Origin of the sequence: Paraburkholderia pallida (assembly GCF_004524855.1) — a bacterium.
GTDB lineage: Bacteria > Pseudomonadota > Gammaproteobacteria > Burkholderiales > Burkholderiaceae > Paraburkholderia > Paraburkholderia oxyphila.
Window position 1 is genome coordinate 1,233,645 of record NZ_CP038148.1, and the last position, 21,086, is coordinate 1,254,730.

Below are 21,086 nucleotides of genomic sequence, written 5' to 3' on the forward strand. Positions count from 1 at the left end.
ATTCGATGAATACGCGTAATCAATCGATGCCATCAGGTGTCGAGAAACCCGAGATGGACCTCGGATATTACCTGGATATAGCAATCAGCAGCCGCTGGTTCATCGCAGCAATTGTGGCGGTGTTTTTCTCCATCGGCACATTGTATGTATTCATGGCGACGCCTGTTTATCGGGCTGACATCATGCTACAGGTCGAAGACAGTTCGGACGGAACAGCGGGCGGAAACCTTGTTTCCAATGTTTCGTCACTATTTCAGGTGAAATCGGTTACTGCCGGGGAAATTGAAATTCTTCGATCTCGGCTTGTAGTCTCTCACGCGGTCGACAAACTTCGCCTATACATTGACGCATCGCCTCGTTACTTCCCGCTGCTCGGCCGATGGATCGCGCACCACAAACAACATCTGTCCAATCCTGGAATTTTTGGAATGGGTGGCTTTGTATGGGGTGGGGAATCCATTGACGTTGATCGATTTGACGTACCCGAAACGCTCGAAGGCGAGCGCTATTTCATCACCGCGCTTGGTAACGGCCGTTATCGTATCAATGGCGCCGGGTTCGACACGCCGTTCGAAGGGCAAGTTGGAAAAGCAGAAACGTTTCGCTCGACCCACGGCACGATCTTCCTGACGGTTACGTCCTTGAATGGCAATCCCGGTGCTCGATTTACCATCGTCCGGATGTCGCGTCTTGGGATGATCGAAAGCATTCAGAAGAAACTCGACATCCAGGAAAAGGGCAAGCAGCGATCTGACGTTATTGGTGCGGCGATGCGGGGTGCCGATCCAGTTCTGATCAGCAATATCATGAATGCTATTGGTGCTGAATACGTCCAGCAGAATGTCGATCGTAAGTCTGAAGAAGCCGCAAAGTCTCTGCAATTTCTTGATGTTCAGTTACCTAAACTGAAGGCCGCGCTGGAAAACTCGGAACAAAGCTACAACAAATATCGCCAAATTCATGGAACGATCGACATTGGAGCAGAAGGAAAACTTGCTCTACAACAATCGATTGACGCACAGGCACAGATGCTCGCACTAAAGCAACGACGCGCCGATTTGTCGACACGCTTTGGCCCGGAACATCCGAGCATCATCGCCATGGACCGTCAGATTGGAGAGTTAGAAAAGGTGTCTGGCAGTGTTGATTCGCGTATCGAAGGGCTGCCTGTGACACAGCAGGACGTTGTGCGATTGGAACGTGATGTTGAAGTCAGTAGGGAATTATACCTTGCACTACTTCAAAGTTCACAACAGTTGAGCCTCTTGAAGGCGGGCAAGGTCGGAACGGTACGTTTAGTCGATACAGCTCCCGTACCGGAGGTGCCAGTTTGGCCTATCAAACTTTTAGTGCTTCCAGTCTCAATATTGGTTGGCCTTGTTGTCGGGCTGGTGGTGGCCATTTTAAAAAGCACGTTCTTTGGCGGTATCGCTGATCCGATGGAAGTCGAGCAGCAGGCAGGTCTGAGCGTTTATGCAACGATACCCCAGACTGATCTTCAACAGGAGCTCGTCAAAAGAGCCGACGCGCAGTTGCCCGATGTGTCAGTTTTGGCATTGGCGTATCCAGACGAACCCGCAGTCGAAAGTTTGCGTAGCTTGCGCACTGCGCTTCAGTTTGCCCTGCTCGAGGCGAGCAACAATGTTGTCTTGCTGACCGGGCCCGCGCCGGGCGTAGGGAAGTCCTTCATCTCTGCCAATATTGCGGTATTGCTTGCCTTGATCGGAAAGCGCGTCGTACTGATTGACGCGGATTTGAGAAAGGGGCACTTGAATCGGTATTTCGGTGAACAACGACATGGTGGCTTGTCGGAATTGTTGTCCGGTAGTTTACAGGTCGCCTCCGTCTTGCGAAAAACGTCGGTGAGCAACCTTGACATCATCTCGACAGGCGCCATTCCGGCTACGCCTGCCGAGCTGCTTCTGGGGGCGCGTCTCGGCGATCTCATTGCCGAATGCTCGAGGACCTACGATCTCGTAATCATCGACGCTCCGCCTATCCTGCCGGTGACTGACGCCGCTATTCTTGCATCGCACGCTGGAACGACATTCCTCGTCGCTCGCGCCGAGGCAACGAAGATGGGCGAGCTGGTCGAATCCGCACGTCGTATAAAACTGGGCGGCGGCATCGTGACCGGTGTGTTGTTGAATGGCATTCGTGAGGCGTCTGGACGATATGGTTATGGTGCAAAACACGGCCACTATCGATATGTCAAGTATGACTACGCACCCCAACGCGACTTAAGCTAGTACTCCAAAGAGCTATGCAGGTTTGAAGGCCCATTCTGTTTGGTTTGGTCGAGACGATCATGACGTTGAACTTCGTCGATTACTAAATGAGGGGAATACTTTGATCAAGGCGAACACGCCGGGATATCGTTCGTTGATGATAAGACGCAGAAATAAGAAGATAGTACAGGCGTTTATCGTCCTCTGGATTCTGGCTTGCCTATGCTTTTCTCTCTTCGCACAGGACGTCTTGCCAGCCAAGTATCTGTTTGATGCAGGAAACATCGCGTCTCGTTTCGGCTATGTTGATCAATTTGCTGTCGGAGAGGCCTACGACAACACCGCGCTATTCTATGAACTATGCCTTCTATCGGAGTCGCAACATCTTGCGGCATTTGTTACAACATTGTTATTTAGTTTTTTCATTCTGAAGTGCGGAACATTCGCATCGCAGATGGATTGGGGGGCGATGCATAGCTTGCTACTATTTACGTTCATATGCGTCGTGAGTGCCGTATATCTCGGACAGTACTCCAAGGAAGCGACATCCATGTTGATTACGATGTCGTTCTTTGGGTTGTCGAATACGATGCGTGGACGCGTGGTCTGGATGCTGATCGCATGTATATATGCAACATACTTTCGAGCATATTGGGTTCCCGTTGTTATTCTGTACATCTACTATGGATTTGTGTTGAAGAGAAGCAGGAGCATAGTGGTATTTCTTTCATCTATTGCGATTGCCATCCTGCTTCTTGCATTGGCGTTCAAGGCGATTCTTGGTGTAGATCTAGCTTACTACAGGTATATGGTGAACGACACGCGAACTTACGACGCCAATGCAAACACGATGATCGTTCCTTTGCTTCCCACCGGTGGGATCGGATTGGAGTGGTTAAATGGTGTTGTTCAGTATCTATTGATGTTCTTTCCAATTCCGTTGATATCCGGAAATCCGCTGTATCTGGCTTTTGTCGCTATCATCGGATCGATAGGAGTACGGATATTTATGATTTCGAGAGCCATACTCCATAGCGATCTCGATCGAAGAACGCTGCAGACTGAATGTCTGGCTTTGGTGGTGTCGTTTGTCACGGTTCAGAGCATTTTCGAACCAGACTACGGTTCCTACATACGACATCTGCTACCAATGTTGCCGCTCGTGCTCTATGTGATGTGTGTCGGAAGTTCGCCTTGGCATGTCGGGAAGAATGTGGCACGCAATCGAGAAGGTTCGCTGGCCACGCCTTGAGGTCGTCAGTAGAGCCAGAGTGAATCCGGGAAAGCAGGATTCGCAGATGACCAACAAAAAAAGCGAGATGCTCGAAGCGAGCGCCGTCGTAGGAAAATTCTGGAAAACGCAATGAGAGTGTGTTTTTTTATAGCGGAGATGGAGGGATTTGGGGGGACCCAGCGAGCCAGTTCGACTATCGCGAATGCATTGGCGGCGATGCCGGACGTGAGCGAGGTCATGCTGTTAGGCTTGATGGGACACGCGGAGAGTAGTTTTGTGCTTCATGAGCGCATAAAGAGTGAATCCCTGTTCAAGAAGTGCGGGCCAATGACGAGCCGCTACCCGATCGCAGTCCATCGACTTAGAAAGTATCTCCAGCGCAACCACGTTGATGTGTTGGTGGTCGTTGAGTCATCGCTGAGTTTTTATGCGATTCCCGCACGATTCGGTTTAAAAACTCGCCTGATCTGTTGGGAACACTTTAATTTCAATGCGGATGGCGGGCGCAAAAAAAGGGTAGTCGCGCGTTATCTTGCTGCGATGTTTGCCGACGACGTTGTGACCTTGACACGGCGCGATCAGGCGCTATGGGAGCAAAGGACGTGTACGCGTGCAAATATCGGGGCGATCGCCAATCCGGTCGGTCAATTGAATTACGAGCCGATTTATCCTGTTGGGTCGCGCACAGTGCTGGCCGTAGGTCGTCTGGACCACCAGAAAGGCTTTGATATCTTGCTCGAAGCGTGGGCGTGTGTGGTCGAACGCGATCACGCGGCGTCGTGGAATCTCGTGATCGTCGGAAATGGTGAGCTTCGGAAGTCGCTCGATGAGCAGATTGTGAGGCTCGATTTGGACAGGTCAGTCACCATTCACCCAGCTACCTCCGATATTCGAAGCAAATACGCTCAAGCAGCAATCGTATGTTGTTCCTCGCGCTATGAGGGTTTGCCGATGGTGCTGATCGAGGCCCAACAACATGGGGTGCCGGTAGTATCGTTCGATGTCGATACTGGTCCTCGCGAAATTGTCCTGAACGGCGAAACTGGTCTGCTCGTGCCACCGGAAGACCGCGAGTCTTTAGCGAATGCACTATGTGACCTGATGTCGGACGAACGAAAGCGTAGCGCTATGTCGAAGAGCGCCATTCGACATAGCACTCGCTTCCACACGGAGAATGTCATAGAGCATTGGAGGAGATTGCTCGCGCTTCCGTCGAGCACGTGCGAATCAGTCGATTGTGGACATGCGTCATGAGGATTGCTCTTGTTAGCACTACATTCACAATCGGCGGCGCCGAGAAGCAGGTGCGCGATCTGGCGGCGATGTTCGCTCGAGAAGGGCACGAGGTCTTGATCGTTTCCTGCAAGGGGCCAACCGAGCAGGATGTTCCCGAGGGTGTGGACCTCGTTGAACTTCAGGGAAAGAAGTCAGTTTTGGGCCTGCTTTCGGTTGAGCTGGGGCTCGTGCGTGTGCTGCGTGCGTGGAGGCCCGATGTTGTTCACGGCCATATGGTCGTGGCGAATATTTTGAGCCGGTTTGCTTCAATTTTCATTCCGAGAGTCATTGTAGTCAGCACTGCGCATAGCATTGACGAAGGGGGCGGAAGGATACGGTTGTGCGCGTACCGGCTCACCGACTGGCTCGCCGATTTGACGACAAATGTCAGTCGGTACGCCGTCGATCATTACATTAGAGTTAAAGCATGTCGTGCAAACAAGATTCGCCTCGCTAACAACGGTATTGATTTTGAACGCTTTACGTATTCATCTGCTCAGCGCAATTACTTGAGGAACGAATTTGGGCTCACGGCAGCCACGCCGGTTTGCCTTGCAGTTGGCCGATTGGTGGAAGCAAAGGATTACCCTAATCTCCTTCGGGCGTTCTCAAGTGTCGTTCAGGCGATACCTGCGGCACAGCTCTTCATAGTAGGAGATGGACCTTTGGCTGCATCGTTGAGATCTCTCGTCGACGAACTGGATCTTTCCCGGTCGGCTCGGCTGCTTGGCAAGCGCACGGACATTCCAGAATTGATGAGTTGTGCGGATTTGTTCGTATTGAGTTCGTCATGGGAGGGATTTTCTCTCGTGGCGACAGAGGCTATGGCGTGTCTGCTTCCAGTGGTTGCGACGGATTGTGGGGGCATCGTCGAAAATCTCGATGGATTTGGCCGGTTAGTGCCTGTGCGCAACAGCGCGCGCCTTACGGAGGCAATCCTTGAAGAGTTGGACACAACTTGGGAACGTGGCGGAGCAGAGCTTGAGCGTGCACGTCTTCATGCGATGCGCCGATTTTCGATCGATGCGATCGCGCGGCAATGGATTGAGACATATCGAGAACTTGGCAAGAAACGAGGTTTAAACATGGATTGAGTAGTGGAGCGACAGTAGGTTTGTCGCCTCACCACACGACATCGAAACCGGTGCCAGATAGCTGGAATTTCTGCACATGTGCGCTTCCAGTGAGCCCGAGTCGATGTGCACCGTCTGAAATATCGTCAATTAAGGGAGTTATCGATGAATGACTTAGTGACTTCGTCCGGGCCTTTGGTCAGCGTCTACATCCCGACGAAGAACCGTCTTGTCCTGTTGAAAAGAGCAATTAACTCGGTCTTTGAGCAGACGTATCCTCGCATTGAGCTGATCGTTGCTGACGACGGATCCACCGACGGCACGCGAGAACTTCTTTCCGAAATGGAGGTGGCAGGAAAGCTGCGTGTGATCATGATGCCGGAGAGCAGAGGCGCATGCGCCGCACGGAACGAAGCGATCAAGATCGCAAGCGGCCAATTTGTGACGGGTCTTGATGACGACGATTACTTCATGCCTAACCGGATCCAGGCGTTTGTTGACTGCTGGAATCGCCTTGCTACGCATGATGGGGTGGCCGGACTCTTCGACTCCATGCGATGGCCTAGACCTGGAATGGAGCGGGTGTTATTTGATCGCGACAGCGCGGACCCATATGACTTCGTGCGAGGCAACGCGGTCGGATCACAAGTGTTTTCGCCGAAAGCCTGCTTTATCGAGGCCGGACTGTTCGATGTTCAGATGCCTATGTGGCAGGACTGGGACTTGTGGTTCCGCATGGCTAAAAAATTCGGTCGATTTATCGGCATACGTGAATGTTCATACGTGATCGACACCAGCCATAGCGGTCCGCGAATCTCTACAAAGCCGGAAGCGATGATTCGCTTGGGGGCGAAACGGTTCGCCGACAAGAACTTCGGTGGGAACTGTCTTGCAGCTTTTCGCCTCAGGAAAGGTTTTGTGGACTATGAGCAAGTTCGTCTCACACCTGTTGAAGTCGCAGGCCTGATTGCACTAGGTTACTGGGGGCCAGTAATTAAATATTCGCTTCGACGTGCGCTGGGCAATCAACGATATTACCGGCTCAAATGTTGGGTGCATACGAAGATGCATCGCGGAACCTCAACTCAAGGACAGCTTCAGCCATGAAAATCACCATTATCGGTACCGGCTACGTCGGCCTCGTCACCGGGGCGTGCCTTGCCGAAATCGGTCACGACGTGTTCTGTCTCGACGTCGATCCGCGCAAGATCGATATCCTGAACGGCGGCGGCGTGCCGATCCACGAGCCGGGCCTGCTCGAGCTCATCCAGCGCAACCGCAAGGCGCGCCGCATCACGTTTTCCACCGACGTCGCCGCGAGCGTCGAGCATGGCGAGGTCCAGTTCATCGCCGTGGGCACGCCGCCCGACGAAGACGGCTCGGCGGACTTGCAGTACGTGCTCGAAGCCGCGCGCAGCATCGGCCGCTACATGAACGGCTTCAAGGTGATCGTCGACAAGTCGACGGTGCCCGTGGGCACCGCCCAGCGCGTGCAGGACGTGCTCGCCGAAGAGCTTGCCAAACGCGGCCTCGGCGCGAGCAACCAGCATCGCTTCTCGGTGGTCTCGAATCCCGAGTTCCTGAAGGAGGGCGCGGCCGTCGACGACTTCATGCGCCCGGACCGCATCATCATCGGCATCGACGAAGATGCGAACGGGGAGCTCGCGCGCGAAAAGATGAAGCGCCTCTACGCGCCGTTCAACCGCAACCACGAGCGCACGATCTACATGGACGTGCGCTCGGCCGAATTCACGAAGTACGCGGCCAATGCCATGCTCGCGACGCGCATCTCGTTCATGAACGAGATGGCGAATCTCGCCGACCGCGTGGGCGCCGACATCGAGTCGGTGCGCCGCGGCATCGGCTCCGATCCGCGCATCGGCTATCACTTTCTTTACGCGGGCTGCGGCTACGGCGGCTCCTGCTTCCCGAAGGACGTGCAGGCGCTAATCCGCACGGCCGCCGAGTCGGGCCAGCACCTGCGCATCCTGGAAGCGGTCGAGGACGTGAACCACGGCCAGAAGGACGTGCTCGTCGACAAGATCGTGAAGTCGATGGGCGCGGACCTCACGGGCAAGCACTTCGCGGTCTGGGGTCTCGCCTTCAAGCCGAACACCGACGACATGCGCGAGGCGCCGAGCCGCCGCCTGATCGCCGAGCTGCTCGCGCGTGGCGCGACGGTCTCAGCCTACGATCCGGTGGCCACCGACGAAGCGCGGCGCGTGTTCGCGCTCGATCTCGCCAACGCGCCGGATCAGCACGCGCGCCTCTCCTTCGCGGCGAGCCAGGACGACACGCTCGCGGGCGCGGATGCGCTCGTGATCGTCACCGAATGGACGGCATTCAAGGCCCCCGACTTCGAGTATCTGAAAGAGGAGCTGAAGGCGCCGCGCATCTTCGACGGACGCAATCTTTATGAACCGAACGCACTTCGAAATGCGGGGATCGAGTACTACGGCATTGGGCGGCCTGTTTCGACGTTCGACTCATTTACTGAGGCTTGACGCCATGTCGAACGTTAATGGCACACTGCGGCGGAGTGTGCTGATCAATATGGTTGGCCGCTATAGTAATATCGTCATTCAATTGATTGTGACGGCAGTACTGGCACGTGTATTAAGTCCCAAGGAATTCGGCTTGATGGCGGTGGTGGGTGTCATCGCGGTCTTTCTGTCATTTCTTAGCGAAATGGGTTTGGGGCCGGCGGTGGTTCAGTTTGACGAACTGCTATCGAAGCAACTTGCGGGTTTATTTTGGCTTACGGTAGTCGTTGGGGGATGTGCTGGTCTGGCTCTATCATTGAGTGGTCCCCTGATCTCTAATTTTTACGGGGACGGAATTTATTCGAGCATTGCGAACGGAATTGCCGTTAATGTCGCATTCTCATGCTGGGCCATTGTTCCGCTTGCACTTCTGAGAAGGCGAAAACGCTTCCACACCATCGCACGTATAGAAGTTGTCGCGGCGGCTTTTTCCGGCATTTGCGCAGTGTGGTCGGCCTTGCACGGTGGCGGTGTTGGTGCGTTGGTCCTCAAAGGCACTAGCAACGCTTTCTTTATTTTTCTGTTTAGTGTAGTCCTTGCAAAGCCACCATTTTGTGAGCCTACGTTATTACGGATGGGGCACGTTTTTTCTTATTCCGGGTATCAATTTCTTTTTAATTTTTTTAATTATTTCACGCGTAACGCGGATAAATTATTGATTGGGAAGTATCTTGGATCAATTCCGCTGGGTCTCTATGATATGTCTTATCGGTTGATGTTGATGCCGATATCGAATTTGACGCACGTAATCACCCCGGCAATACAGCCTGTGTATGCTGAATACGCCAAGAATCCAGTGATTATTTTCGAATCGTATCAGAAGCTCGTCAGAATATTGGCGATAGGGGGAGGGTTCGTAGGGGCTATGTGTCTGGGGTGTGCCCCCGAGATCATTCTACTGAGCTACGGAAAGCAATGGGCAGCTGCTGTCCCTGTGTTCTCAATATTTAGCCTTTCTATTACAGTTCAGGTGATTTTATCGTCAACGGGATCGGTATTTCAGGCATTGGGAAAGACCAAATTGTTATTTGTGACGGGTGTTTTCTCCACTGTTACGACTGTCTCAGCCATTGTTGTCGGAATTTTTATTGGTGATCTGAGGGTGCTTGCATCGATGGTGGTCGCCAGTTTTTTCATTAATTTCATACAAGGATTTTATGTCTTGACGAAATTCGGGTTTGAGCGAGCAACCTATGATCTGTTTTTTCCCAGTATGCGCACGCTTGTCGGTGTGGCGGTCATGAGTATCATCGCAATAGGACTGCGTGAGCAATTTCCGCCTATTTCAAGTGAAGTTCTGGTCCGATTTATTGGGAAGGCAGGGGTGATTGGCGGTCTCTATTTTGTGATGATCTGTATATCGGGTGATGCAACATTCATTCGTGGGGCCGTTGCGTTGCGGTCACGAAGGCTCGCTAAGTAATTGGTCGTATGGTACATGCACAACTGCTTTGTCTATGGCGAAGTGATAGTTGATTTCTCGAATTCTGGATTCTCGACGGCGTCGATCGCACGCAAGAAAGTGATCGGTTTAAAATGGACATGAAGATTCGACGTTTTTGCGCTTATATATTCAATAAAGTCCGAAATCAATTGGACAGGCTGATGCCAATCTATGTAAATTCAAAATATTCGCTTCGGATATGGCTGAAGTCACAAGAGCACGATCTCCCAGGAAAGTTGATTATCAGTCTTACGTCCTATCCACCTCGATTTCGAACTTTGCATCTGACAATAAAAAGCTTGTTAGTGCAACGCGTGCGGCCGGACATCATCGAATTATGGGTCGCAGAAAATGATTACCCAATGCTGCCATGTGACGTCACTAAATTGATGAAGGACGGTCTCGTTATTCGTCAGTGTAAAGATCTGCGTTCCTATAAGAAAATTATTCCACGATTGCAGTTCTCCCAGTGTGATTGGGTTGTCATAGCTGACGACGACTTATATTATTGGTCTACGTGGCTGAAGGAGTTGACCGATGCAGTGAACCCTGACAGGCTGGAGGTAATTTGCTCGCGTTGCCATCGGATCAAGTTTGAACATAAATTCATTCCCGCACCGTACATCAGCTGGGATTTCGATGTTCTTAGTCCTTCAGGCAATGATGTGATTTTTCCTACCGGCGTCGGAGGCGTACTTTACCCGCCAGGCTCCTTTTATAAGGACGTCTGTAATCACAATCTATTTATGCGGCTTTGCCCAACTGGCGATGATATTTGGCTCTTCTGGATGGCCGCCATCAATGGGGCAACTTTCAGAAGATCTGCGGCTCGCCATAGGCAGATCGTGTGGGCGGGGAGCCAAGAATGTGCATTGTTCAAGCAGAATGCGGTGTTTGACAATCAGAATGATCGGCAAATTTCCGCCATGATGAAAGAATATGGATGGCCAATCGCCGTTGCGGCGATAACGGTCGACTCACAGACAACCAGAGGATTAGTGAGCGGGGCGTAGGTGTACAGTTTCAGTGATTCATTACCGAACTGCGACGGATCATTGATGAAAGGCTTACACGTGGTCCGGAGAAGTTAGAGTACTCCCCTCACATCCCCGGCACCATCTCCGGCGGATGCTGCTTAAGCTGCTTCCTGGCCTCACGAAACTCAGGAAAAATCGACTCCACGGTCTGCCAGAACCGCGGACTATGGTTCATCTCGCGCAAATGCGCGAGCTCATGCGCCACAACATAGTCCACTACCGAAAGCGGAAAATGAATCAACCGCCAGTTGAGCCTGATCCGCCCTTCACTCGAACAACTCCCCCACCGCGTCATAGCCGAAGAAAGCGCATAAGACCGAAACGTAACGCCAAGCTTGGCAGCATAAACCGCAAGCCGTTCCCCAAAAACCCGCGTAGCCTCTCCCTGAAGCCACCCAGTCACGCGGTCCTTGATCTGCTGCGCATCCGCATGCAGCGGCAGCGGCAACGCCAGCACGCGCGTCTCCTGATCAAACGCCAGCACAGCAGCCCCAAGCCTCACCCGCAGCGGCTTCCCGAGAAAAGGCAACTCCGCACCATCCCCCCATTCCACACGCGGCAACGCGCGCTGTTCAACCCGCGTCTGCCACTCAATCAGCTTCGCAAAGATCCATCTCTGCTTCTCAGCAATCGCAGTTTCAATATCCGCAATCGTCACCCACCGAGGCGCCGTAATCGTGAGCCCGGTCCCATCGATAGCAAACCCGATCGACTTGCGCGAAGACCGCTTGAGCCGATATTGCAGCGTGCGCGCCCCCAGCTCGAGCGTGCGCAGCCGCGACCCATCAGGCGCAAGCGGCCCAGAGGGCGCCTTGAAAGGCGACTGCGTGTGAGAAGGAGCCGCAGAAAACGGCAACGAAGGCGAGGGCGTACCACTCGTCGCCGGCTCCGCAAAGAGCGGCAAATCGAGTTGCCCGTTATCGAGCGCCGCAGTAGGGCGCGGCGGAGGTGACTTCTGCATCGTCAGTCTTGTTGCGGGATTGCGCGCGTGGCGCGCTCGGCCGGCTTACCGCTGGAGCGTCAAACACTCGCGGCGTCCGCCGAAGCGCCGTCCGTCTCGCGATAGGCGTCCGGATCGATGCGCCGCATTTCGGCCTCGATCCATTGCTCCACACGCGTATTCACCTGGTCGGGCGTGAGTCCGGTTGTCTCGATCGGCTTGCCGATCGACACCGTGACTATACCCGGATACTTGATGAACGAGTTACGGGGCCAGACGTGTCCCGCATTGTGCGCGATCGGCACGACGGGCGCACCGGTGGAAATCGCAAAGCGCGCGCCGCCGGTCTTGTACTTGCCCTGCTTGCCCACCGGCGTGCGCGTGCCTTCGGGGAACATGATGACCCACGCGCCTTCGGCCATGCGCGCCTTGCCCTGGCGTATCACGGAGGCGAACGCGTACTTGCCTTCCTTACGGTCGATGTGAACCATCTTCAGCATGCCCAGCGCCCAGCCGAAGAATGGCACGAACAGCAGTTCGCGCTTGAAGACATAGCACATCGGCCGCGGCATCAGCGCGGGAAACGCGAGCGTTTCCCAGGCCGACTGGTGCTTCGAGAGCAGCACGGCCGGTCCGTTGGGCAGGTTCTCCCAGCCTTCAATGCGGTAGCGGATGCCGTTGAGCCAGCGCGCGACGAACAGGGTCGAGCGGCACCAGCCCACGGCCATCCAGTAGCGCCGCGCGGCGTTCATGAACGGGAACGCGATGAAGCACGCCGTCGCGTAAGGGATCGTGTAGACGATCAGATAGATGAACAGCAGCAGGGAGCGGATGAAGCGCATCGATTGGGACCGTTCGGAGGGCAGGGCGGCAGTGGGCCAGTGCGGTGTCAAGCCGGCTCGTTCGCGAGGAAGTCGAGCACGAACGCGCGCAGGTCGGCGTGCACTTTCGTGCCTTCGGGCAGGCCGCCCGCTGCACGCGTCTTCTCGCCCTTGCCCGTTAGCACGAGGTGCGTGGGAAAGCCAAGCACCGCGCCCGCTTCCAGGTCGCGCAGCGAATCGCCAACCACGGGCGTATCGGCGGGCTCGATCTCGAAGCGGTCGGCGATCATCTTGAGCATGCCGGGCTTGGGCTTGCGGCAGTCGCAATGATCTTGCGCGGTGTGCGGGCAGAAGAACACGGCGTCGATGCGCCCGCCCACCGCGGCGGCCTGGCGTTGCATCTTCGCGTGCATTTCGTTGAGCGCCGTCGTGTCGAACAGGCCCCGGCCGATGCCGGACTGGTTCGTCGCGATGGCCACACGATAGCCCGCCTGGTTAAGGCGAGCGATCGCTTCGAGGCTGCCCGGAAGCGCGATCCATTCGTCGGCCGACTTGATGAACGCGTCGGAATCGACGTTGATCACGCCGTCGCGGTCGAGGATCACGAGTTTGCGGCTGGTGCTGGTCGGCATGGCGTCGTGTTCAGTTGAGGGTCACGACGGTCATCACGCGGCGAGGCGCGAGATGTCGGCCACGCTGTTCATCTGGCGATGCAGCGCCCTGAGCAGCGCGAGGCGGTTCGCACGCAGCGCCGGGTCTTCAGCGTTCACCATCACGTCGTTGAAGAACGTGTCGACGGTTTCGCGCAGCGCCGCGAGCGCCGTGAGCGCGCCCGTGTACTCGCGCGCGGCCAGTTGCGTCTGCACGCGCGGCGTGACCTGTTCGAGCTGCGCGAAGAGGGCCTTTTCCGCGTTTTCCACGAAGAGGGCGCTCTGCACGCCTGCGTCTTCCACACCCTCGGACTTCTTGAGGATGTTCGAGATGCGCTTGTTGGCCGCCGCGAGCGAGGCCGCTTCTTCGAGCGCCGCGAATTCGCGCACGGCGTCGAGTCGCGCGACGATGTCGTCGAGGCGCGTGGGGTTCATCGCGAGCACCGCGTCGATTTCCTGCGCCGCGTAGCCGCGTTCGCGCAGCAGGCCGCGCAAGCGGTCCATGCAGAATTCGTAGATCGCTTGCGTCGATTCCGTCACCGCTTCGATGCCGGCAAATTGCGAGTACGTGGTGCGCAGCAGTTCGACGAGGTCGAGCGGCAGTTGCTTTTCGACCAGGATGCGCAGCACGCCCAGCGCGTGACGGCGCAGCGCGAACGGGTCCTTTTCGCCGGTCGGCGCGAGGCCGATGCCCCAGATGCCCACGAGCGTTTCGAGCTTGTCCGCGAGCGCGACGATCGTGCCTGTGGCCGTGCCCGGCAACGTGTCGCCGGAGAAGCGCGGCTGGTAGTGCTCGGTGCACGCGAGCGCCACTTCTTCCGACTCGCCGTCGTGGCGCGCGTAGTAGGTGCCCATCGTGCCTTGCAGCTCGGGGAACTCGCCCACCATGTCGGTCAGCAGGTCGGCCTTGGCGAGGCGCGCGCCGCGTTCGGCGAGCGCGATGTTGGCGCCGCACATCAAGGCGATGGCGCCCGCGAGCGCTTCGAGGCGCTCCACGCGCAGCAACTGCGAGCCGAGCTTGTTGTGATAGACCACGTTCGCGAGCAGCGGTACGCGGTCGGCCAGCGGCTTCTTCTTGTCCTGCTCGAAGAAGAACTTGGCGTCTGCGAGACGCGGGCGCACGACGCGCTCGTTGCCTTCCACGATCTCGCCCGGCGTCTCGGTCTCGATGTTCGAGACGATCAGGAAGCGCGAGCGCAGGCGGCCTGCGTCGTCGGTGAGCGCGAAGTATTTCTGGTTCGTCTGCATCGTGAGGATCAGGCATTCCTGCGGCACTTGCAGGAATTCGTCCTCGAACTTGCACGCGTAGACGACCGGCCATTCGACGAGCGAATTCACTTCGTCGAGCAGCGCTTCGGGCATCACGACCTTGTCGTCGCCGGCCTGTTCGATGAGCTGTTCGCGGATGGCTTCGCGGCGGTCCGCGTAGCTCGCGATCACGTGGCCTTTGTGCTGCAGCGTGTGCGCGTAGTCGTCGGCGCGCGTGATGGCGACCGGGCCGTGCGAGAGGAAGCGGTGGCCGCGCGTGGTGTCGCCGGCGTCGATGCCGAATGCCGTCACGGGCACGATCTGGTCGCCGTGCAGGACCGTCAGGCGGTGCACGGGGCGCACGAACTGCACGTTGCTGCCGTCCGGGCGCTGGTACGTCATGACCTTCGGGATCGGCAGCTTGGCGAGCGCTTCGTCGAGCACGGCCTGCAGGCCGTCGGCGAGCGTGGCGCCCGGCGCCGAGTAGCGCAGGAAGAACGCTTCGTTCTTGCCATCGCTGGCGCGTTCGAGGTCGCTCACGGGGAAGTCGGGGAAGCCGAGCGCCGCGAGCTTCTTCGCGAGCGGCGCGGTGGGCTGGCCGTTGGCGTCGAGCGCGACCGAGACGGGCAGCACTTTTTCGCGCACCTGCTTTTCGGGCGCGACGCTGCGCACGTTCTTGATCGTCACGGCGAGGCGGCGCGGCGTGGCGAAGCGTTCGAACGAGAGGTCGCCTTCGATCAGGTCGCGCGCGGCGAGGCGCTGCGCGATGCCTTCGGCGAACGCGTCGCCAAGGCGCGCGAGGGCCTTCGGCGGCAATTCCTCGGTCAGCAGTTCAACGAGGAGAGTGGCGTGATGAGCTTGGGTCATTGTTCTGGAGATCCGGTCATTCCTCGTCGAACTTGCGTTCGACCTTCAGCGGCGGCGCCCAGGCGGGCATCGCGGCGTCCTGTTCGTCGGTGGTCAGGCCCGGCACGCCGTGCACCGGATTGCCGAGCATCGGGAAGCCGAGCTTCTCGCGCGATTCGTAGTACGACTTCGCCACGTCGCGCGAGAGCGCGCGAATGCGGCCGATGTACGCCGCGCGCTCCGTCACGGAGATCGCGCCGCGCGCGTCGAGCAGGTTGAACGTGTGGCCGGCCTTGAGCACGAGCTCGTAGGCGGGCAGTGCGAGCTGCAGGTCGATCATGCGCTTCGCTTCGCCCTCGTACGCGTTGAAGAACGTGAACAGCAGGTCGACGTTCGCGTGCTCGAAGTTGTACGTGGATTGCTCGACTTCGTTCTGGTGGTAGACGTCGCCGTAGGTGAGGCGGCGCAGCTCGGGGCCGTTCGGGCCTTCCTCTTCCCACTCGGTCCAGACGAGGTCGTAGACGTTCTCGACCTTCTGCAGGTACATCGCGAGGCGTTCGAGACCGTAGGTGATTTCGCCGAGCACCGGTTTGCAGTCGATGCCGCCCACCTGCTGGAAGTAGGTGAACTGCGTGACTTCCATGCCGTTCAGCCAGACTTCCCAGCCGAGGCCCCAGGCGCCGAGCGTGGGGTTCTCCCAGTCGTCTTCCACGAAGCGCACGTCATTCTGCTTCAGGTCGAAGCCGAGCGCCTCGAGCGAGCCGAGGTACAGGTCGAGGATGTTCTCCGGAGCCGGCTTGAGCACCACCTGGTACTGGTAGTAGTGCTGCAGGCGGTTCGGGTTCTCGCCGTAGCGGCCGTCTTTCGGGCGGCGCGAGGGCTGCACGTAGGCCGCGCGCCACGGCTCGGGGCCGATCGCGCGCAGGAAGGTGTGGACGTGCGAGGTGCCGGCGCCGACTTCCATGTCGATCGGCTGGAGCAGCGCGCAGCCCTGCTTGTCCCAGTAAGACTGGAGCGTCAGGATGATTTGCTGAAACGTGAGCATGTGTGCCTGCAGTGTCTTTTAGGGCGAAAGGCGTGGGCTGCGGCGGCGAGGGCGGCCACGCGCGGCCGGGTGTGGCTTTCGGCGCGTGGCGGCGTCCCTTGCGTGCTGCGGTCCCGGCCCCCGGTCAGGAGGGGCGGCCCGGTGCTAAAACCTTGAATTTTACCGGATTGGCGGGGCGTTGAGACCGCTGCGGGGTTCCGGGGGAATTTCTGTGTTGACGCTGCGCCGCAGCGGCATCGATTGCCGGTGCCGTAACGAAGTCGCGGCAGCCACGCGAGGGGCCGCCGCTTCGCGTGTCGTCACGCCTTCTTGCGCCCCAGCCGGGACGGCCCGAACGCAAAGCCGAGCGCCAGCAACAGCAGCGATACGGCGATCACGATGTCGTTGCCGCTCCTCACATAGGGCGTGAAGCCTTGCGTGCCTTCCACGCGCACGTCGAGCGAGCCCACGGTGAAGCTGGGCAGGCGTGCGATGACGTTGCCGTGCGCGTCGATGGCGGCGGTGGCGCCCGTGTTGGTCGCGCGCAGCATCGGCCGGCCGGTTTCGAGCGAGCGCATGCGCGCGATCTGCAGATGCTGGTCGAGCGCGATGGTGTCGCCGAACCAGGCGAGGTTCGTCGAGTTGATGAGGATGCCCGGCGAGGTCGGGCTCTCGCGCACGGTGCGCGCGATTTCCTCGCCGAAGATGTCCTCGTAGCAGATATCGACGGCCACCGGCTGGTTGTGCACGAGAAACGGCGGCTGCACGGGGGCGCCGCGCGCGAAGTCGCCGAGCGGGATGTTCATGAGGTTCACGAACCAGCGGAAGCCCCAGGGCACGAATTCGCCGAAGGGCACGAGGTGGTGCTTGTCGTAGCGGTACAGGCCGTTGTGCCCCGGCGTGATGCCGAACAGGCTGTTGGTGTAGTCGACCACGCGGCCGTCCGGCGTGATGGTGCCGCCCACGGCGCCGAACAGGATTGACGTGCCGGTGCCGTCGGCGAATGCGCGGACGTCGCGGCCGAACTTTTCGGGGATTTCCTGCATGAGCACGGGAATTGCGGTCTCGGGCGTGACGACGAGGTCGGCGGGCTTTTCGGTGATGAGCTTCTGGAATTCGGCGAGCGAGTCCACGAGGCCGGATTCGGAGAACTTCATGTCCTGCTTCACATTGCCTTGCAGGAGGCGCACGTTCAGCGGCGTGTTTTCGGGGTGCGTCCAGTTGACGAGCGGCAGCAGCAAGCCCGCGGCGATCACCGCAATGGCGGCCACGACAGGCGTAGCGATCCCGCCGCGCGGCGCGCCGCCGGTCGCAGGCGCGAGCGCATCCGCACGCGTTTTGCGCACCTGCACGAGCGCCTGCACGGCCAGCGCCGCGACGAGCGCGAGCACCCAGCCCACGCCATAAACACCGACGATCGGCGCAAATCCGGCGAGCGGCCCGTCCACCTGCGCGTAGCCGCTGGAAAGCCACGGGAAGCCGGTGAAGACATAGCCGCGCGCCCATTCGCCGAGCGCCCATGCGCTCGCGAATGCGAAGGCGCCGTGCCATGTCGGCGAAAACGGCAGCGTGCCGTTGCTCACGCGTGCGTTGCTCGCGTGGCCCGCGCAGAACGACCAGACGAACGCGGCAAGCGCCGAATAGAGGCCCAGGTAGAGCGAAAAGAGCACGACCGCTGCGCCCGCGAGCACGGCGGGCATGCCGCCGTAGAAGTGCATGCTCACGTAGAGCCACCAGATGCCGCTCACGAAGTTGCCGAAGCCGAATGCCCAGCCGGTGAAGAGCGCGCTCTTCCAGCCCGTGGTGCGCGTGAGCCAGAAGTAAAAGCCCGCGAAGATCGCGATTTCGAGCCAGCCGCCGTGCGGCGTGGGGGCGAACGAGAGCGTGTTGAGGGCGCCCAATGCGGCCGCGGCGAGGTAATGCCATGCGGGCAGGGCGCGGCGCGCCGCAGTGTCGCTTTTGCCGGCGGAGGCGGTGTCAGCGGTGCGCGCGCCGTTGCGCGCGCGGGAATCGATCGGTTCAGCCATGAATGTGCTTGGGCGCTGCAGTCCGACTGCAGGGGCGCTCGGGGCGCGGGTTGCAAAACGTTCGCAGCACGCGCCGTGCGTGCAGCGAGCGCAACGATAGCATTTTCGCGCGTCGGCAATGTGTGGCGTCGGGGTGGTCGATTGGGGACCGATCACACGCGGCTCGCGCTATGCGCGCCACAAGGTAAAACGCCGGCCCAGGGCCGGCGTCGTCCGAAGCGCGTAGCGCACCGATAGCGCTTAAAGCGCTAAAAGCGCGCGATATCAGGTCCCCGGCGGCTGCAACGCGGCTTCGCGCTGGCCCGCGAGCGGATCGCGGCGCACGAGCAGCATGTGCACCTGGCGCGCGTCGGCGCGCAGCACCTCGAAGATCAGGTCGTCGATGCGCACTTTTTCGCCGCGATGCGGCACGTGCCCGAAATGGTGCGTGACGAACCCGCCGATGGTATCGACTTCATCGTCCGAGTAATGGGTGCCGAACGCGTCGTTGAACTGCTCGATCTCGGTGAGCGCGCGCACGCGGAAGCGCCCGTCGGGCGAGGCGATGATGTTGCCGCTTTCCTCGTCGAAGTCGTACTCGTCCTCGATGTCGCCGACGATCTGCTCGAGCACGTCCTCGATCGTGATGAGGCCGGCCACGCCGCCGTATTCGTCCACGACGATGGCAATGTGATTGCGGTTCTGGCGAAAGTCGTGCAGCAGCACGTTCAGGCGCTTGGACTCGGGGATGAACACGGCCGGGCGCAGCATGCCGCGCACGTCGAATTCCTCTTCGGCGTAGTAGCGCAGCAGGTCTTTCGCGAGCAGCACGCCAATCACGTTGTCGCGGTTGCCTTCGTAGACGGGATAGCGCGAGTGCGCCTTGTCCAGCACGAACGGGATGAACTGGTCGGGGGTCTCGGCGATGTTGATCGCATCCATCTGGGCGCGCGGCACCATGATGTCGCGCGCGCAGAGCTCGGACACCTGAAATACGCCCTCGATCATCGAAAGCGAATCGGCGTCGATCAGATTGCGCGCGTGCGCGTCCTGGAGGATTTCGAGAAGCTCGCTGCGCGAGTCGGGCTCGGGCGAGATGAAGTCGGTCAGCCGCTCGAGGAGGGAGCGCTTTTCCTGCGGTTTGTCGGTTTGTCGTCGACTGGGATAAGAGTCGTTCATGGTGGTGCGCCCTGGGCCTCTTGAGGGCTGGGCGCGCTGTTGCGGATAGGAAAGGATACAACATGCGTGTGGCGCGCCTGTGTAGGGCATGCCCGCAGATCAATCCTAACCTGGATGCTGGGTAGCCGCGCGGTCGAGAAAACCCGGTGACCGCCGCTTCCATGCCGCTTTCACGCCGCGCGCAGGCCGGCGTCATCGCGCACGCGTCCATGGCGCTTGCCCTATTTCGCGCGAATCCATGGTGTCGGATTGGATCGATTCCGCGCTCCACTTTGACTGGCGTCATTTCCTGAGTGGTGTTTGACAATCTCCTTTCAGTGATGGCGCTCTAATTCGCCTCTTGGTGCGGGACGCAATCGTCCTGCGTGTCGATGGCCGGACTAGCGGTCCGGTTCAAGAGCGAATGGAGACTCATTGTGCAAGTGTTATCGAAACAGCGTACGAAGCGGTGGGCGGCATGGCTCGTGCCGCCGCTGCTCGTCATTTTGTCCGGCTGCGCGACCGAAGCGTCGCGCACGCTGGCCGTCCCTGCAGTGGCGGTGGCGAGCACACCCTACGCGGGCAAGCCCGTGCCGGTTGCGGTCGGCAAGTTCGACAACCGTTCGAGCTACATGCGCGGCATTTTCACGGACGGCATCGACCGTCTGGGCGGCCAGGCCAAAACCATCCTGATCACGGCGCTCCAGCAGAGCGGGCGCTTTAACGTGCTCGACCGCGACAACCTCGATGAGATCCGCCAGGAGGCCGGCTTCACGAAGCAGGCGCAGGCGGTGAAGGGCGCCCGCTACATACTCACCGGCGATGTGACCGAGTTCGGCCGCAAGGAAGTCGGCGACCAGCAGCTGTTCGGCATCCTTGGGCGCGGCAAGAGCCAGGTCGCTTACGCGAAGGTGAGCCTCAACGTGGTCGATACGCTGAGCTCGGAAGTCGTGGCTTCGGCGCAGGGCGCGGGCGAGTACAGCTTGTCGAACCGCGAGGTGATCGGTTTTGGCGGTACCGCGAGCTATGACTCGACGCTCAACGGCAAGGTGCTCGACCTCGCGATCCAGGAGGCCGTCAATCGCCTCGCCGAACGCGTCGACGCGGGCGCGCTGGCCGCCGTGAAGTGACGGCGGCGCAGATCAACACGGTTAGAACGAGAGACCAACACATGATGAAAACCACGAATACGCGGCGGCGTGCCGGTGTGCCGCTCGGCGTCGCTTTGGCCGTCGCCGGCGCGCTGCTTGCGGGCTGCGCGACGCGCTCGCAACCCACGCTCTATCAATGGGACGCCTATCAGCCGCAGGTCTACGCGTACCTGAAAGGGCAGGCGAGCCCCGAGGAGCAGATCGGCGCACTTGAACAGGCGCTCCAGCAGATTCGCGCGAAGGGCAACCGGCCGCCGCCCGGCTTCCACGCTCACCTTGGCGCGCTCTACGCGAGCGTCGGCAAGGGCCAGCAGGCGCAGCAGGAGCTGCTTGCGGAGAAGGAGGCCTTCCCCGAATCGTCCGCATACATGGACTTCTTGCTGAAAAACCTTTCGAAGTAGGCGACTG

The 21,086-nt window shown here is 58.8% G+C and carries 17 protein-coding genes; 10 read left to right on the forward strand and 7 right to left on the reverse strand.

The features are described from left to right. Nucleotides 1-5 precede the first annotated feature (5 nt). From E1956_RS05580 to E1956_RS05615, 8 genes are all read left to right on the forward strand, one after another. The gene (locus tag E1956_RS05580; RefSeq protein WP_134747742.1) at nt 6-2,249 is read left to right on the forward strand and encodes a polysaccharide biosynthesis tyrosine autokinase; all 2,244 of its coding nucleotides are present in this window, start codon (nt 6-8) and stop codon (nt 2,247-2,249) included. Between the two features lie 100 nt (nt 2,250-2,349). After that, a complete protein-coding gene (locus E1956_RS05585) occupies nt 2,350-3,480 on the forward strand; it encodes a hypothetical protein (protein ID WP_134747743.1) in 1,131 nt (376 codons plus the stop codon). Between the two features lie 207 nt (nt 3,481-3,687). Next, on the forward strand, nt 3,688-4,716 hold the full coding sequence (locus tag E1956_RS05590; RefSeq protein WP_167759976.1) for a glycosyltransferase family 4 protein: 1,029 nt from the start codon (nt 3,688-3,690) through the stop codon (nt 4,714-4,716). Beyond that, nucleotides 4,713-5,831 carry a glycosyltransferase gene (locus tag E1956_RS05595; RefSeq protein ID WP_134747745.1) on the forward strand — a complete coding sequence of 373 codons (1,119 nt, stop codon included), beginning with the start codon at nt 4,713-4,715 and terminating at the stop codon, nt 5,829-5,831. Before E1956_RS05590 ends, E1956_RS05595 begins: the two co-directional genes overlap by 4 nt. Nucleotides 5,832-5,975: 144 nt before the next feature. Further along, nucleotides 5,976-6,917, forward strand: coding sequence for a glycosyltransferase (locus tag E1956_RS05600; RefSeq protein WP_134747746.1), 942 nt, complete (start codon nt 5,976-5,978; stop codon nt 6,915-6,917). Further along, nucleotides 6,914-8,314, forward strand: a complete 1,401-nt coding sequence (locus E1956_RS05605) for a UDP-glucose dehydrogenase family protein (protein WP_134747747.1) — start codon at nt 6,914-6,916, stop codon at nt 8,312-8,314. The genes E1956_RS05600 and E1956_RS05605 overlap by 4 nt, the downstream gene beginning before the upstream one ends. Before the next feature lie 4 nt (nt 8,315-8,318). Further along, a complete protein-coding gene (locus E1956_RS05610; protein WP_167759977.1) occupies nt 8,319-9,776 on the forward strand; it encodes a lipopolysaccharide biosynthesis protein in 1,458 nt (485 codons plus the stop codon). 182 nt (nt 9,777-9,958) lie between these two features. Continuing rightward, nucleotides 9,959-10,810, forward strand: a complete 852-nt coding sequence (locus E1956_RS05615) for a glycosyltransferase family 2 protein (protein WP_134747749.1) — start codon at nt 9,959-9,961, stop codon at nt 10,808-10,810. 88 nt (nt 10,811-10,898) lie between these two features. Here E1956_RS05615 and E1956_RS05620 read toward each other — a convergent pair whose 3' ends face one another. The 7 genes from E1956_RS05620 to E1956_RS05650 all read right to left on the reverse strand — a co-directional run bounded on the left by E1956_RS05620 (nt 10,899) and on the right by E1956_RS05650 (nt 19,548). Next, a complete protein-coding gene (locus tag E1956_RS05620) occupies nt 10,899-11,795 on the reverse strand; it encodes a M48 family metallopeptidase (protein WP_134747750.1) in 897 nt (298 codons plus the stop codon). Nucleotides 11,796-11,854: 59 nt separating this feature from the next. Continuing rightward, entirely contained in the window at nt 11,855-12,616 is a 762-nt protein-coding gene (locus tag E1956_RS05625) for a lysophospholipid acyltransferase family protein (RefSeq protein ID WP_134750369.1), read from the reverse strand. Nucleotides 12,617-12,663: 47 nt separating this feature from the next. After that, entirely contained in the window at nt 12,664-13,227 is a 564-nt protein-coding gene (gene gmhB, locus E1956_RS05630) for a D-glycero-beta-D-manno-heptose 1,7-bisphosphate 7-phosphatase (RefSeq protein WP_134747751.1), read from the reverse strand. A 33-nt stretch (nt 13,228-13,260) separates the two neighbouring features. Further along, nucleotides 13,261-15,360: a glycine--tRNA ligase subunit beta gene (gene glyS / locus E1956_RS05635; protein WP_134747752.1), complete on the reverse strand. Its 2,100-nt coding sequence runs from the start codon at nt 15,358-15,360 to the stop codon at nt 13,261-13,263. A 16-nt stretch (nt 15,361-15,376) separates the two neighbouring features. After that, entirely contained in the window at nt 15,377-16,384 is a 1,008-nt protein-coding gene (gene glyQ, locus E1956_RS05640; RefSeq protein WP_134747753.1) for a glycine--tRNA ligase subunit alpha, read from the reverse strand. Between the two features lie 299 nt (nt 16,385-16,683). Then, nucleotides 16,684-18,390: an apolipoprotein N-acyltransferase gene (lnt, locus tag E1956_RS05645; RefSeq protein ID WP_134747754.1), complete on the reverse strand. Its 1,707-nt coding sequence runs from the start codon at nt 18,388-18,390 to the stop codon at nt 16,684-16,686. 264 nt (nt 18,391-18,654) lie between these two features. Further along, nucleotides 18,655-19,548 carry an HlyC/CorC family transporter gene (locus E1956_RS05650; protein ID WP_028217873.1) on the reverse strand — a complete coding sequence of 298 codons (894 nt, stop codon included), beginning with the start codon at nt 19,546-19,548 and terminating at the stop codon, nt 18,655-18,657. A 464-nt stretch (nt 19,549-20,012) separates the two neighbouring features. Between E1956_RS05650 and E1956_RS05655 the strand changes: the two genes are divergently transcribed. Both E1956_RS05655 and E1956_RS05660 read left to right on the forward strand, forming a co-directional pair. Then, nucleotides 20,013-20,657 (forward strand): CsgG/HfaB family protein, encoded by a 645-nt coding sequence (locus E1956_RS05655; protein WP_232071363.1) that lies wholly within the window; start codon nt 20,013-20,015, stop codon nt 20,655-20,657. A gap of 44 nt (nt 20,658-20,701) precedes the next feature. After that, a complete protein-coding gene (locus tag E1956_RS05660) occupies nt 20,702-21,079 on the forward strand; it encodes a DUF4810 domain-containing protein (RefSeq protein ID WP_134750371.1) in 378 nt (125 codons plus the stop codon). The last annotated feature ends 7 nt before the right edge of the window (nt 21,080-21,086 follow it).